17 protein-coding genes are annotated in these 14,503 nt (G+C 49.5%); 11 read left to right on the top strand and 6 right to left on the bottom strand.

Features of this window, described 5'->3' with window-relative positions:
* Nucleotides 1-14: 14 nt before the first annotated feature.
* A complete protein-coding gene (locus tag I8J30_RS06115) occupies nt 15-260 on the bottom strand; it encodes a NifU family protein (RefSeq protein ID WP_090578360.1) in 246 nt (81 codons plus the stop codon).
* 90 nt (nt 261-350) lie between these two features.
* Here I8J30_RS06115 and I8J30_RS06110 point away from each other — a divergent pair, with 90 nt between their 5' ends.
* Nucleotides 351-623 (top strand): YuzB family protein, encoded by a 273-nt coding sequence (locus I8J30_RS06110; protein ID WP_210656385.1) that lies wholly within the window; start codon nt 351-353, stop codon nt 621-623.
* Nucleotides 624-659: 36 nt separating this feature from the next.
* Here the strand turns inward: I8J30_RS06110 and I8J30_RS06105 are convergent, their stop codons facing one another.
* Both I8J30_RS06105 and mqnE read right to left on the bottom strand, forming a co-directional pair.
* A complete protein-coding gene (locus I8J30_RS06105; protein WP_210657515.1) occupies nt 660-1,727 on the bottom strand; it encodes an NAD(P)/FAD-dependent oxidoreductase in 1,068 nt (355 codons plus the stop codon).
* A 162-nt stretch (nt 1,728-1,889) separates the two neighbouring features.
* Entirely contained in the window at nt 1,890-2,993 is a 1,104-nt protein-coding gene (gene mqnE / locus I8J30_RS06100; protein ID WP_091221114.1) for an aminofutalosine synthase MqnE, read from the bottom strand.
* 285 nt (nt 2,994-3,278) lie between these two features.
* Here mqnE and trhA point away from each other — a divergent pair, with 285 nt between their 5' ends.
* Together trhA and erpA are read left to right on the top strand one after the other, a co-directional pair.
* A complete protein-coding gene (gene trhA / locus I8J30_RS06095; protein WP_210656383.1) occupies nt 3,279-3,923 on the top strand; it encodes a PAQR family membrane homeostasis protein TrhA in 645 nt (214 codons plus the stop codon).
* 136 nt (nt 3,924-4,059) lie between these two features.
* Entirely contained in the window at nt 4,060-4,422 is a 363-nt protein-coding gene (gene erpA, locus I8J30_RS06090) for an iron-sulfur cluster insertion protein ErpA (protein ID WP_210656381.1), read from the top strand.
* Between the two features lie 85 nt (nt 4,423-4,507).
* Here the strand turns inward: erpA and I8J30_RS06085 are convergent, their stop codons facing one another.
* Complete coding sequence (locus I8J30_RS06085) at nt 4,508-5,452, bottom strand: aldo/keto reductase (protein ID WP_210656379.1); 945 nt, start codon at nt 5,450-5,452, stop codon at nt 4,508-4,510.
* A 193-nt stretch (nt 5,453-5,645) separates the two neighbouring features.
* Between I8J30_RS06085 and I8J30_RS06080 the strand changes: the two genes are divergently transcribed.
* The 3 genes from I8J30_RS06080 to sda all read left to right on the top strand — a co-directional run bounded on the left by I8J30_RS06080 (nt 5,646) and on the right by sda (nt 7,497).
* Nucleotides 5,646-6,176, top strand: coding sequence for an accessory gene regulator B family protein (locus I8J30_RS06080; RefSeq protein ID WP_210656377.1), 531 nt, complete (start codon nt 5,646-5,648; stop codon nt 6,174-6,176).
* A 246-nt stretch (nt 6,177-6,422) separates the two neighbouring features.
* Nucleotides 6,423-7,097, top strand: coding sequence for a YheC/YheD family protein (locus I8J30_RS06075; protein WP_210656375.1), 675 nt, complete (start codon nt 6,423-6,425; stop codon nt 7,095-7,097).
* A 256-nt stretch (nt 7,098-7,353) separates the two neighbouring features.
* Nucleotides 7,354-7,497 (top strand): sporulation histidine kinase inhibitor Sda, encoded by a 144-nt coding sequence (gene sda, locus I8J30_RS06070; RefSeq protein ID WP_210656373.1) that lies wholly within the window; start codon nt 7,354-7,356, stop codon nt 7,495-7,497.
* Between the two features lie 363 nt (nt 7,498-7,860).
* Here sda and I8J30_RS06065 read toward each other — a convergent pair whose 3' ends face one another.
* Nucleotides 7,861-8,799, bottom strand: coding sequence for an NAD(P)/FAD-dependent oxidoreductase (locus I8J30_RS06065; protein ID WP_240547939.1), 939 nt, complete (start codon nt 8,797-8,799; stop codon nt 7,861-7,863).
* 395 nt (nt 8,800-9,194) lie between these two features.
* On the opposite strand from I8J30_RS06065, the gene I8J30_RS06060 reads away from it, so the two are divergent.
* Both I8J30_RS06060 and I8J30_RS06055 read left to right on the top strand, forming a co-directional pair.
* Complete coding sequence (locus I8J30_RS06060; protein WP_091221094.1) at nt 9,195-10,388, top strand: NAD(P)/FAD-dependent oxidoreductase; 1,194 nt, start codon at nt 9,195-9,197, stop codon at nt 10,386-10,388.
* On the top strand, nt 10,388-10,642 hold the full coding sequence (locus I8J30_RS06055; RefSeq protein ID WP_210656369.1) for a hypothetical protein: 255 nt from the start codon (nt 10,388-10,390) through the stop codon (nt 10,640-10,642). The genes I8J30_RS06060 and I8J30_RS06055 overlap by 1 nt, the downstream gene beginning before the upstream one ends.
* A gap of 52 nt (nt 10,643-10,694) precedes the next feature.
* Here the strand turns inward: I8J30_RS06055 and hemQ are convergent, their stop codons facing one another.
* Nucleotides 10,695-11,441 (bottom strand): hydrogen peroxide-dependent heme synthase, encoded by a 747-nt coding sequence (hemQ, locus tag I8J30_RS06050; RefSeq protein ID WP_210656366.1) that lies wholly within the window; start codon nt 11,439-11,441, stop codon nt 10,695-10,697.
* A gap of 156 nt (nt 11,442-11,597) precedes the next feature.
* Here hemQ and I8J30_RS06045 point away from each other — a divergent pair, with 156 nt between their 5' ends.
* The 3 genes from I8J30_RS06045 (at nt 11,598) to I8J30_RS06035 (ending at nt 14,500) form a co-directional block, all read left to right on the top strand.
* Nucleotides 11,598-11,903: a YuiB family protein gene (locus tag I8J30_RS06045; RefSeq protein WP_091221087.1), complete on the top strand. Its 306-nt coding sequence runs from the start codon at nt 11,598-11,600 to the stop codon at nt 11,901-11,903.
* Nucleotides 11,904-11,991: 88 nt separating this feature from the next.
* Entirely contained in the window at nt 11,992-12,867 is an 876-nt protein-coding gene (locus tag I8J30_RS06040; RefSeq protein ID WP_210656364.1) for an alpha/beta fold hydrolase, read from the top strand.
* 112 nt (nt 12,868-12,979) lie between these two features.
* Nucleotides 12,980-14,500, top strand: coding sequence for a replication initiation and membrane attachment family protein (locus I8J30_RS06035; protein ID WP_210657513.1), 1,521 nt, complete (start codon nt 12,980-12,982; stop codon nt 14,498-14,500).
* The last annotated feature ends 3 nt before the right edge of the window (nt 14,501-14,503 follow it).

The following is a 14,503-nucleotide window of genomic DNA, read 5'->3' as shown; positions in this document are numbered from 1 at the left end:
AAGAGGTTAAGAGATTAGAATACTTGCATTACCTCTTGTACGCCTTCGACTTCTTCAAGCAGAGCGCGTTCAATCCCTGCTTTAAGCGTAATTGTCGAGCTTGGGCAGCTGCCGCAAGCACCCACCAAACGAAGTTTCACGATGCCGTCCTCTACGTCGACGAGTTCAACGTCGCCGCCGTCGCGCTGCAAGAACGGGCGCAGCTTGTCAAGAACATCCAAAACTTCATCGTACATCGTGCTTTGTGCATTTTCACTCATTGCAATCCACTCCTTTCTCCCCTATTATAGTACAAAGCAGAGCAATTGAAAATGGATATCAATCACTCAAGGCCAGGTGAACGAATAAAAATGTTAAAAACGATGATAGAATTTTGCGCCAGCAATATGCACCATGGCACCGACCGTCTCATGAAAAAGCTAGAGGAAAATCCGGATTATGATGTAATCGAATACGGCTGCCTGGGAAATTGCGGCGAATGTTATTTGGCTCCGTTCGGTCTCGTCAATGGCGAGATTATCGCCGGCGAAACCATCGAAGAGCTGGAAGAACGAATGATGAAGGCCATTGTGAAGCAACAAGCAGATCGTGAAGCATTAGATCGACTGATCGATGATATGTAACCGTTCCTACCAGGGCAGGTTCCATATCTTACTAGTTTAGCCGAAATGATGCTTCGACATCCATAAGACGCCGCTTTTGAGAACGCGAGGTACGCGGCCCATAAGAGGCGTGCGGCCCATGAGTCCGAAGCCGGCTTTTTTACCAAGCGAGCCGAGAACGCCTTTAAGCTTGATTTTGCCAAGTTTGGGTGTTTTGCCGCTCCAAATTGCTTGCATGACTTCTGCAACTTGCTTGCCTTGTCCTTCCGCAGCCTGCGCGCTTGGCGAGAATGGCAGGGAAGCGCAGTCGCCGACGATGAACACGTCATTATAATCCGGCAGTTGGTGGTTCTCATTAATGATAAGACGGCCTTGGGCGTCCTTAGGCAGGTTCATGCGTTGAACCAGCGCTACGGGTTGAATACCGGCTGTCCATACCGTTACGTCAGACAGGATTGGACTCGGATTGTTCAAATCATACAAGCAGCCTTCTTCCAGCTTATGCAGCGAAACATGTCCCCGCATTTCCACTTCATGCTCGATAAACCACGAAGAAACATATTCCTGCAGCTTGCCCGGGAATGCAGACAGAATGCTCGGTCCGCGATCGATAATCCGGATATTGAGGTCAGGACGGCCTTCGCGCAGCTCGGATGCTACCTCAACACCGCTCAACCCGCCGCCGACGATGGTTACTTGCCCATATGGCTTCACGTCGTTTAGTGCCAAATAGGTTTTACGCGATGCGGAGAACGTCTGGATGCTGTTGGAGTACAACTCCGCACCATCAATGCCATGATATTTGTCCGTACAGCCAAGTGCGACTACGAGCCACTCGTATTCAAGCGGATCTTGGCCGGCAAGCTGGATATGCTTCGCATCCAGGTCGATATCGGTTACTTCGCCGTAGGTGACGATCAGACGCGGATCCGAAGGGAAAGCTACGCGCAGATCAATATCTGCAGCCGTTCCCGCTACCAAAGAATAATACTCCGTTTTTAACCCTTGAAACGGCATACGGTCAATTAGAACGACGATTGTGTCGTCTGGCAGTTCACCCTCCAGCAATGCATGGGCGACTGTAAGACCTCCATAACCGCCGCCAAGAATGACAAAACGCTTCATCAAAATCCCAACTTTCTCTGTGTGCAATAAGAATCTTCTGCATTTTCGTTTAGTGATGCGGCGCCGGAAGCCGGCGTCCGCTGTTTGCTCTTTCCCGTAGTATACGCCTCTGCGACCTTAGCCATCAGTGCTTGTACTACCCAAAACTATGGCAAAACCTGCTTATTCGAAAACCTTCACTTCGTTGTAGAACGTATCGCGTTCAACCGGAATACGGCCGGCACCTTTGATGAGCCAAATCAGATCTTCGCGTGTGATGCCTTCAGGCGTCAGTGCGCCTGCTGCGTGGCTGATGCGTTCTTTCACCATCGTACCGTGTACGTCGGAAGCGCCCATTGTAAGCGCAACTTGCGTGAGCTGAGTACCGATATTAATGAAATACGCTTTAATATGCTGGAAATTATCAAGCAGCAAGCGGCTGATCGCAATAGCCTTCAGATCGTCAAAGGCGGAGTTGCGACGGCGAATGCTTGCTTTCGGGCTGATTGGCTGCATGGAGAGCGGGATGAACACTTGGAAGCCGTTCGTTTCATCTTGCAGCTCGCGAATTTGAAGCATATGGTTAACGCGATCTTCGGTTTTCTCTACAGATCCGTAGAGCATGGTTGTGTGCGTGCGAAGACCAAGATTATGTGCCGTGCGATGGACCTCCAGGTATTGGGAAACATCGGCTTTGTCTACGCGCATCTTTTTGCGGTATTCGTCAGACAGAATCTCGGCGCCGCCGCCGGTTAAGCTTTGCAGGCCGGCTTTCATGAGTTCTTGAATCACTTCTTTGTAGCTCAGGCCGCTAATCCGCGAGAAAAAGTCGATTTCAGCGGCCGTGTACGCTTTGAGCGCAACATTAGGGAAACGATCATGCAACGCTTGAAGCGAATCCACGTAGTATTGGAAAGGCACGTGGGGATTATGGCCGCCGACGATATGGAATTCCCGCACATCAGGATGAATATGCTTCTCCACATATTCGATCATTTGCGCGCCGGTAAGCGTGTAAGCACCTTCCTGACCTTCATCCTTGCGGAAGTTGCAGAACGCACAATGAGCTTCACAAACATTTGTGAAGTATAAGCTCATATTTTCGATAAAATATACTTTCCGTCCGTTCTTCTTGAGGTTGACTTCGTTCGCCATCTGGCCGATGGTGAGCAAATCGTCGGAACGATATAGAAATTCTCCATCTTCCCGAGTGAGACGTTCGCCAGCACGAACTTTCTCGACAATGGCTTGCATTCGTGTAGCATCTGTAGGTATTACGACATTCATAAGAGTATCCTCCCAGTCCGCCGGGCACTCATTTACAGGTCCGGTGTATAATGTATAAATTGAAAAAAAACAACATTGTGAAAAAAATTACTTACCCTCACTCCAAAAACCCACACAAATAACTTCCCTTATTATAAACCTCATCATGAAGAGCGGCAACTATTAAGTCATGCCAGAGGACCTAAACGATGGAAGCAGCAGGAGGCGACTTCCTTTCGATGCCGTGCAATTTGGGTTACAATAAGGAGCAGAGGCGAAACAGTTAATAAGAATGAGGTGGAATTCATGGCGAATACATATACGTATTCTCGAAGGGAAGAAGTAGCCAATGCGATCACGCATGGCTTAGGCGCTGTATTAAGTGTTGCTGCGTTGGTGCTGCTAATCGTGTTTGCCGCAATGAAAGGAAATGCTTCGCATGTGGCAAGCTTTACGATTTATGGCTCCATGATGCTGCTGCTGTATATTTCGTCTACGCTCGTTCACAGCTTTCCGGAAGGAAAAGCGAAGAATGTGTTTGAAATTATGGATCATTCCTGCATTTATTTGTTCATCGCCGGAACATACACCCCGATCGTGCTGCATATTGTGCAAGGCGCGGCAGGATGGACGCTCTTCGGAATCGTATGGGGACTCGCATTGTGCGGCGTCGTGTTCAAGGCCTTCTACGCCTCTAAGTTTCTCTTCACGTCCACGCTGCTCTATATCGGAATGGGTTGGATCATCGTGTTTGCATGGGGACCGCTTAAAGCGCATCTGGTACCGGGCGGTCTGCAGCTCTTGATAATCGGCGGCGTGCTGTATACGGTGGGCACATTGTTCTATGTATGGCGGAGCTTTAAGTATCATCATGCCGTCTGGCATTTATTTGTACTTGGCGGCTCGGTGCTGCATTTCTTCGCGATTCTGCTGTATGTGCTGCCTGCGTAACCGCCACATTAGGGTTGTACGTGTATTGAGTCCTTCTGCGATGTGGAGTATACTATAAAATATATAGTAAGTTATTTGATTAACGAAATCAGCGAGAGTTTGACGCCGTCGAACTCCCTATTACAGGAGGGATACCATGATTAATATAAGCGAGACTGCAAACGAGAAGATCAAGGAAATGCTGGAGGCTGAAGAGTCACCTGAGTTGTTCCTGCGCATTGGCGTAAAGGAAGGCGGCTGCAGCGGATTCTCATACGGCATGGGCTTCGATGATGAGCTTAACGATACGGACAAAACGATGGAGTTCAGCGGATTGAAGGTTGTCGTGGACGCGGACAGCATGAAATACTTGAACGGCCTCGAAATCGATTATAAAGAATCCGCAATGGGCGGCGGCTTTACCATCAACAATCCGAACGCATCCGCAACTTGCGGCTGCGGTTCGTCGTTCCGTACAGCAACGGATGCGGGTAAGCCTGCCGAAGCCGGCGAATGCTAATCGTTTAAGAAATGCAGAAACCTCCCGGAGATGAGATCTCCGGGAGGTTTCTTTGTGCTTTCAGACGGATTGCCTGCAGATACAGCTAGCCAACTGCAATAGCCCGAATTTCCGCCAAGACCGCGTCATCAAGCACGACATCAATCGCCGGAAGGACGCTAAGAATATGGCTCGGTTTGCGTACGCCGACCAGAGCGCTCGTGAGCGCAGGGTGCGCAAGATCATAAGCGACGGCAAGCTGCGGCAGAGTGATATCATAACGTGCCGCGATTACCTTAAGCTTCTCGGCGCGGTCCACATTGCTGCGGAGGCCTTCGCCGGTATGCGCTTTGTTGCGTGAACGCCAATCGTCTTCCCCGAATTTGGTGTCGTACGTATAATTGCCGGACAGCAAACCGGAAGTTAGCGGACTGTATGCCACGACGCCGATGCCGTTGGCTAAGCAGAACGGAAGCAGCTCTTGCTCTGCTGCCGGCCGCAAGATCGAATAGGGAGGCTGCAGCGAATCGACATGTCTGACCGTGAGCGAGCGTTCCAACTGCTCGACATTGTAGTTGCTGACGCCGACGAATCTGACTTTGCCGTCTTGAACAAGCTTGTCCATCGCGCGCATCGTTTCTTCGGCAGATACCTCACTATCCGGCCAATGCATTTGATACAAATCAATATAGTCCGTACCGAGCCGCTTCAGTGAAGCTTCCGCTTCTCGGATAACGGAGTCGTAAGCTCCGCTCTTCGTGATCGATCCGGCCTCATCCCAAACCAAGCCGCATTTTGTCGCGATCACGACCTTATCCCGATCTCCGCGAAGCGCTTCTCCGAGTACCGCCTCCGAGTGTCCAAGCCCATAAACCGCTGCCGTATCATAGAAATTAATGCCTGCGTCAAGCGCTGCGCGGATGCTGTCCACGGATTGAGCATCATCTTGATTGCCCCAAGCACTCGCCCAGCCGGCGCCTCCGATTGCCCATGAGCCAAAGCCGATTACAGAGATCTCAGGACCATTCTTGCCTAACTTACGATACTTCATCGTGGATTCACTCCTTCATTTGGTTTGCATTCCCATTATAATAAACGGGAAAGCAAGAAGAAAGAAATCCGGGCGTGAATACGTATCGGTAGTGATTTTGCGGAACTAATATCTCTGCTATACTAGTAGAAATTAGGATAAGAGACTAACCAGACCTACATCACATGTAAACCTGCCCGAGAGGAACGTGAAGATGCTTCAGAAAACAGCTGCGACGCTGCATGCCAAAATGACCGAGAGCGGGGCGATTGCGCCATCCGTGCCTGTCATCAAGTATGCGCTGGAAATTATGTTGAATACGATCACGATTGCATCATTGGTACTTATTATTGGACTCGTGAGCGGCGAGCCGCTTAAGACTGCCGGGCTGTTAGTTGTTTTTGCGGTGATCCGCTTTATATCCGGCGGCTATCATCTGCCTACGAATGTCAGCTGCATCGCGGCTTCCACGGTTGTATTGTCGGTGCTGCCGCATGTCGTAATTCCGGAGCTTTGGATGTACGGACTTACAGCGGCTTCGCTTGTGATGATGGCCGTTCTCGCCCCTGCAAACTACGACAAATATGCGACAATATCGCCCAAGTATTATCCGCTCATGAAGGTGATCGCTTGTCTGATTGTGGCATCTAATTTCTGGCTCGGCTCAGAGATGCTGGCTCTCGCATTTGCGGTTCAGTCCTGTTTCCTTCCTTTTAAAAGCAAGCAGCTAGAAGAAGAGTCCTAAACCCGTTCAATCCCGATCGTACCCAGCCAAACACCCGGTAAGACGTGCATAATGCGTCCGTACCGGGTGTTTTTCGTGCGGCAAATGTCTCCCCATTCATTGCCCGGGCAATACCGGGCGCGATTTCTGCTCTATCAGCCTATTAAATAAGGCGAGTTGCCCCTAACAATCATCCAAGAGATAGATGTCTGCGAGGCATATGCTGTGAACTATAGAACAGTTATAAAGAAAGGATGGGATTACGGAATGGGAACGGAACAAGGCAGACAGTTGGCGAGCAAATGGGCGAAAACGGAGGCATTATTGTCGCATAGTCGTATTGCGCCGCATATTCCTCCAACACGCATGTTCTCGAAAGTGAATTTAAACAGCATGCTGCAGTCACATGGAATGGTCGTTATTAAGCCGGTCCGCGGAGCCGGCGGCAACGGCGTCATTAAAGTGTCCAAAGATGCCGGAACCTACAAGTATACCTACTATTCCAAAACAAGCAGCTTTAGCACGTTCGACGGCATGTATCAGTCTCTGCTGTCGAAGAAGAGCTCTCGTCGCTATTTGATTCAGAAAGGAATTCGTCTGGCTACCATCAGCGGCAGACCTATCGATTACCGTGTGAAATACGTGAAGCAGGAAACCGGACAATGGGCGATTACGGCGATTGTAGGGCGCTTGGCTAAACCGGGCTTATTCGTTACGAATATTTGCCGAGGCGGTACGTTGCTCAGCGGTTCTGAGGGGATTCGAAGATCGTTCTCCAGCGGTGCGGTCGGTTCCAAGAAGAGTGAAATGCGGCTGCTTACTCAGCTTTCCACTGAAGTGCTTGAAGGGCGGTTTCCGGGGATCGGACAGTTAGGCTTTGATTTCGGCATAGATCGGAACGGGAAAATTTGGATTTTCGAAGTGAATACGAGGCCTCAATAGTAATTAACCGGATTTAATATAATAGATTAATAGGTTGATAGAGCGCCATTAAAGTTTTTTATCAAAAGTGGGTTTTTGTCGGGCTGTGTATAACCGTATCCACAATATCCTCATTGGTATTTCCTCATTATTCGACGATTACCCACATCTTACCAACATGCTGTCCACATGGGTATGTGGATAATCGGAACGCTTGTTCCTTCCTATTTGGACATGCTAAGATGAATTTGGAATAAAGAGGGAAGGAGTGGAGGATATGGATCAGCTGTCAGACGACCTTTTGCTCGATGCCTATGACGCAGCACATAAGTTCGAATTGGATCCGGAATTTATTCTATTGCTTGGCGCGGAGATAAAACGCAGACAACTTAAACCGGAAAATTATCGCAATACTGCCTAGAACTCGTCCCCCGTTTCAGTGCCACTTAGAAACAATTACTTCAAACGTCTTCACACAGTTTGAGCAATATACGATATGTCCACAGCTCTGTTCCGATTGTGACAATGAAGGAATCGTCTCGTTATTTGTATACGTGTCAGGCTGATAAGGTGCATAAGGACCGGCAAAGTCTTCGAGCCGTCCGTAATCATCAGTTTGTAGGGAGCAAACCGGACAGATAGCCGTAAGCTGCTCCAAGCCATTGCAGATGGGACATAACATAGATAAGGGTACCCTCCTTTGCCATTGCGACGCTAATCAGCATGTCAGGCTAAAGATTAGGATACCCTTTTTTGATTTGTAATACGTACTGAAATTCGGTGGCTACAGCTTCATATTGCTGCTATGTCCGGGTGAGAGTTTAGCGGATGGATCTACATAAACCTTGGCATTGTTAATGGCTGTGGGCGCTTCGCCGAAACCTACCGCAATAAGCTTCAGCTTCCCGGGATACGTAGTGACGTCGCCCGCGGCGAATATTCCGGGAATACTCGTTTCCATGCGAGAGTCGACAACGATAGAGCCATTATCGATCTCGAGTCCCCATTCGGCAATCGGACCAAGGGAGGAGACGAAACCGTAATTAACGATGAGGGCATCGACGACCGGAAGCTCAGTGAAATCAGCTGTCTTGCCGTGCTGCAAGGTAATGCGTTCAATATGGCGTGTACCGTGCAGGGAAGTAATTTCATATGGTGTTAGTACGCGGACAGTGGAGTTCAATAAATTCTCAACGCTATGCTCATGAGCTCGGAATTTATCTCTGCGGTGCACAAGCGTCACGCTTGCAGCGATGGGCTCGAGCATCAAAGACCAGTCTACGGCCGAATCGCCGCCGCCGGTGACTACGACATGCTTGCCTTGGAACTGGTTCAAATCGCTAATGAAATAATGCAGATTCTTCTTCTCGTATTTGGCCGCTTGCTCTAACTCCAATCGACGAGGCTCGAAAGCGCCGACCCCGGCCGTTATAATTACAGCTCTGGCAAAATGCGAGGTTTTGTCCGTCACGATCTCGAAAGAGCGCTCATCGTGCTTAATGACGTTGACGACTTTCTCCTCCAGGTGAATGTCCGGTTGGAATAGTTCCATTTGCTTCTTCAATTGCTCGACAAGCTCACCTGCGGTTACTTTCGGAAATCCAGCCACATCATATATATACTTCTCCGGGTATAGCGCGGCTAATTGGCCTCCCAGCTGAGGCATACTTTCAATGATCTTGACTGATGCTTGGCGCATACCGCCATAGAATGAAGCAAACATACCGGCAGGACCGCCGCCGATAATCGCAATATCGACATGCGTGGGATTAGCAGAGTTGGACACAGTTGACACCTCCAAAAAGGTAACAAAATGAACGAGCACATGCTGCCTTACACTTGGATGAATCTTCTTGTACATTATATCTGTTCGACAAGCTATGAGGAAATAAGAAAATTGGATGTTATTCTAAATATTTTCGTATAAATTACCCTTGAACTTTACTGAAAAAGTTTGTAATATGTGAGGTATTAGTATTCGATTTGTCGAAAATAGACATGGACTATTCATAAAAGTAGGCTAAGGGTCACACACTAACATTATTCATTGTCTGTGTTTGTGTAATTTTTCACAAAGTCTGTAAAGAAAAAGAAATTACGAATGGATGGGATTCTGCGATGAGCAACATACCGAAAATTGTTATTCTTGGTGCCGGTTACGGCGGTATCTTGACAGCACTGCGTCTTCAAAAAGAACTGAACTACAATGAAGCTGATGTAACGCTTGTAAACAAGCATGATTACCACTACTTCACGACTCACCTGCATATGCCGGCAGCAGGTACAGACAAAACCGAAAACGCGCGCGTGAGCATCTCCAAGCTGATTGACGAATTCAAAATCGATTTCGTTAAATCGACTGTTGTTCAAATCCGCACCCAAGACAAGAAGGTTATTCTCGAAGACGGAACGCTCTCCTACGATTACCTTGTAATCGGCCTTGGCGGCGAGCCGGAAACTTTCGGAATTCCAGGTATGCTTGAGCATGCAATGAATATTCGCAGCATCAACTCCGTTCGTCTAATCCGCGAACACATTGAGTACCAATTTGCACGTTACAAACGCGAACCACACCGCACGGATTACCTTACTTTCGTTGTCGGCGGCGCCGGCTTCACAGGTATCGAGTTTGTGGGCGAGCTTGCTGACCGTCTTCCTGAGCTTTGCAAGCAAAACGACGTGGATCCTTCGCTTGTTAAACTATATAACATCGAAGCTGCTCCAACTGCGCTTCCAGGTTTCGATCCGGAGCTCGTTGAGTACGCTATGCAAGTATTGACGAAGAAAGGCGTTACATTCCGCATCGGAACAGCGATCAAAGAATGTACTCCTGAGGGCGTAATCGTTGGCGACAACGAAGAAATCAAAGCAGCAACCGTCATTTGGGCAGCCGGCGTGCGCGGTAACCGCTTGATCGAAGAAGCAGGCATCGAAACGATGCGCGGACGCGTTAAAGTGGATGAGTCGCTTCGCGTACCGGGCCACGAGAACATCTACGTAGTTGGTGACAACTCCCTGATGTTCAATCCGGAAGGCCGTCCGTTCCCGCCAACCGCACAAATCGCTATGCAACAAGGCGTAACTTGCGCGCACAACCTGGTGGCTTCGATTCGTAACCAACCGCTTAAGAAATTCGAATTCAAGAACAAAGGTACAGTTGCATCCCTAGGTAAAGGCGAAGCAGTTGGTCTTGCATTCGGCAAGAAATACAAAGGCGGCGTAGCTGCATTGCTTAAGAAAGCAATCGACGTTCGTTACCTGTACATCATCGGTGGTATTCCGCTGGTACTTCGCAAAGGTAAATTCCTGTAATGCGACACTGCAGCGTGCAGGTTCGTGGTTTGCTGACGCGCGATGAACTGGATCGGTATAACGCGCTGATGGAAGTAGGCTCCTTCTTGGAGTCGCAGAACCGTTACGACTTGGCATATACGGTGCAGAAGGAAGTCGATATTCTCATTTTGCCGGGCATTGAACGGCTTAAGGAGAAGGGCAGGGAGCGCGACCGTCAGACGGAAGCGTATCTCGAAGCGAAACGTCTCCTCGAAGAGGACGATGAAGAGTAAACAAATAAAGCGGATGAGGCGTCCTGAGACGTTTCATCCGCTTTTTTTCAATTTAAATGGCGAATAGCTCTTTCAGCTTCTCGTCGGTCATCCGGTTGCCGACATAGAAGTCGCCGAAATCGCCGAAGCGCGCACTGACTTCATCGAAGCGCATTTCATACACGAGTTTCTTGAACTGCAGCGCATCTTCCGCGAACAGTGTAACGCCCCACTCCCAGTTGTCGAACCCGACGGAACCGGTAATGATTTGTTTGACTTTGCCTGCATAGGTACGTCCGATCATCCCGTGGCTTCGCATCATCGTGCGGCGCTCGTCCATGCTGAGCATGTACCAGTTGTCGTTGCCTTCACGGCGTTTGTTCATCGGGTAGAAGCAGATATGGTTCCATTTTGGCAGAATCGGCTTCAGTCGAGCGAGAATTTCCGGATTTTGCATAGGGTCGGTGCCCGGTGCTGCCATATAGTTGCTCAATTCCACAACACTTACATAAGAATGAGCCGGAACTGTGAATTGGGCAAAAGTTGTTTTGTTGAAAGCATTCTCGATGGCATTGAGCTCTTCCAGCGTTTCGCGCAGATGCATCATGACGAAATCCGCTTTCTGGCCAATAATGGAATAGAACGCCGTGCTGCCTTGTTTATTATCTTCAATCGTCTGCCATTCGCTTAGGAAGGATTGAAGCTCGTCCAATGCAATGGCACGTTCGCCTTCATCCGCAAGCTTCCAAGCTGTCCAATCGATCGAGCGAAAATCGTGCAAGGCATACCAGCCTTCGAGCGTTTGTGCTGCTTCACTCATAGTTATCTCTCCCTATCCGTATCTTTGTCGATTACATTGTAACGTAACGCGGCAAAGGAGAGCAAATGACGGACTTGTGACAACACGCCCGAATGAATTGACTTCGGATGTGCCATCTACTACACTATTCGTAGCGAAAGGGGTAGACGACTCGGGATGAACGGTGACGTTAATATTTTACAGCTTGTCATTGCAACAGTTTTGTTTTTTGTCATGATGTTTGGCATCGGATTTATTCTGAATATGCTGCTGAAAACAACATTTTTCCCCATTTACTTATTTATTCTTGTACTCGTTCCACTCTTTATTTGGCAAACATGGGACGATGCGAAGAGCGTATCGGGCAATTTCACATCCTTTACCTTTGTTGATATTTTGCCGGCGATCGGTGCGCTGATCGGCGCTTATGTAAGTGGTGCAACCATTCGGGCACTGCGCAAAGGCGGATACAAAATGTTCTAACATGAAACATCAAACGGCATGGCCATACTAAGGAAAATTCGCAATCAGCATCTATATACGCTGACAACGAAAGCCGAGGTGTTGCGCTATGCCGTTTTTGAATATTGGCGATACCGCACTGCATTATCATCAAGATGGTTCCGGAAAGCCGCCAATCCTATTTGTGCATCCGCCTTGTTTGACCAGCCGTCTGTTTACGACTGTGCAGGAGAAATGGACGGCGAGTTCCGGTTTAATCCGCTTCGATATTCGCGGTCACGGATACAGCGAGGCAGGCGGCGGAAAGCTGTCGCTGGCATTAATTGCAGAAGATATGAGAAGGCTGCTCGATGGACTTGGCGTGAAGCAAGCGTATGTGTGCTCCTATGGGGCAGGCTCGTTTCCGGCTCTGGCGGCCATGCTCGCTTATCCCGAGCGATTCGTCGGCGGCATCATGGTTTCCGGAGCGTCCGCTTATACGGATATTGTTACGCGTTCGAAGCTGCAGGCTGCATTCATCTCGAGCATTCTCAGCCCGAAGGGACCTATTGCCTTCAAGGCGGCTTGGTCTGAGGCAGGCAGCAAGTCATCCTTTGAAGAGCTGCATACGGAAGCGAAGCTTGGCGATTCGAATAAATGGCGGGAGTATACGGCGGCTTGCTTGGATAGCTCCGTACAGAAGCGGCTCCCTCAGCTGAAGCAGCCCGTGCTCATTTTGTACGGAACTGCGGATAAGACGGGGCAGAATTACGCGGCTGAACTGAAACGGCGGCTGCCAAACAGCGAACTGTATGGCATCATTGGAGCGGGGCGGCAGCTTCTCACGAAGGAGCCGGTGACGACAGCTTTCGTCATGACCCAGTGGCTGGCGAAACAGGAGCATCCTGAAATCGCCGATACCTACCAGGAGCAGGAAGCGCTGCTTGATGAGCTGATTAGTAAAGGTATTCAAGAAGGGGCAGGTAATTCGGCCTCACACCATTAGGTATGCGAAAGTTCCCTCCAGCGGGGGAATTTTCTTTTTTCTGTGCCTCAATTGCGGGCCGCTTTTATGGTAAACTAGTAGGAAGAATAAAAGGCGGATGGAGTCAAATGAGATGCGGATCGGCAATTTGCACCACTTTACAGAGCATCATCGATGCTACATCTTTCGCGATTTTTCGCTAAGTGCCGTTGATCGCAAAATGGTCGGATTGATCTATCAATCTATGATTGGAGCGTTCGCGGCAGGTTTCTATCAGTTTCTATATCAGCAGGTGCCGGATGACCGGGTCGGTTATTCGCCGCTTGAAGCGCAGCGTAAACTGCTGCTCGGGCTTGGCTTGGAAATGAACGAGCGCGGCAGGCAGGATCTCATTAATCAAGCGTCTAAGCTGGAAGCGGTAGGTCTACTGCAAGTGTCGAGGCTTGGCGTACCGGACAATGACGATGTTGTTTTTGAATACGAGTTGGTAAAGCCTTTATCGCCGGATGAGTTTTTCGGAAGTCCGCATTTGACATTGCTGCTTCGCGATAAGGTCGGCAAACATGCCGTTATTGCCCTGAGGGAGTCCTTCTATGCCAAGGAATCGGATGAGCTTGCCAGCGTGGATCTGCAGCGAGATAATATAACTGTACCTTTCTATGAGCTGTTCCGATTGAATACGCAAGGCATTGATTTGGAGCTCGAACAGGCGCTGACAGAAGTTGCGCCGGCGAGACAGCCCGCACCGAAGCCGCAGCTGGAAACAGCAGGTATCGGGTACGGCGATATCATCATGCGTTTCCCGCGTAATGCAGCGAACAGGCATCATGTGGAACGGCTTCGCGGCGATCATGAGGCTGTTGCCCAGTTGAATTATGTAGCTTATAAATACAATTTAACCGTTGTTGATCTGGTCCGGCTTCTCGATGAAGACAATGTATTCTCAAGCAAAGGCGAATTGCTCATTGATGAGCTTCAGCTGCGGGCGAATCAGATGTACCGTCAGGATCGGAAGCGCACCGACGAGCGGCAGCGTTTGTATGGACGAGTTGCCGCAGCTAAAGGGGATAGCGGAACCGAAGACGGCGAAGAGCCGCCGGATGAAGTGGCCGTACAGGCGGAGCATTACATGGAGGTTCCGACTCAGCTGGCCGGACGCTGCGATATTCATCAGTACAACATGCTGATGCGGAATGAGCCGCACACGCGCTTTATTTCACGATTCTTCCCGGGAGCTGTCCCGGATTGGATGATTCGGGTATTTGAGAAGATTGATCTTAATTATCGCATTCAAGGTTCTGTTATTAACGTACTCATTCACTATATACTTGGTTTAAATGATTCTCAGCGCGTTACTGAAGCCTATATCGACCGTGTAGCATCCAATATGCTTGTCAAAGGAATCGACTCGTTCGAGAAAGCGGTCGGCTACGTGCGCGAACAGGTGAAGCACGAGAACGAGAAGGACCGCCGCCGCGACAGCGTGCAGCAGGCTCCGAGAGGGAATACGGGAGGCGGTTCAGGTGCGCCGCGCGGACGCCGAAAACCGGCGATTCCGATCATGCCCGAAGCGCCAAGCGGAGCGCCGCTCTCGGCAGAGGAGATGGAGGAAATCCGGCGAATGGCTCGCAAGCTGGATGGGAAAACGACGTAATTG

The organism is Paenibacillus lignilyticus (genome assembly GCF_017942085.1).
Taxonomy (GTDB): domain Bacteria; phylum Bacillota; class Bacilli; order Paenibacillales; family Paenibacillaceae; genus Paenibacillus_Z; species Paenibacillus_Z lignilyticus.
This window is presented reverse-complemented; position numbering and strand designations above follow the sequence as displayed.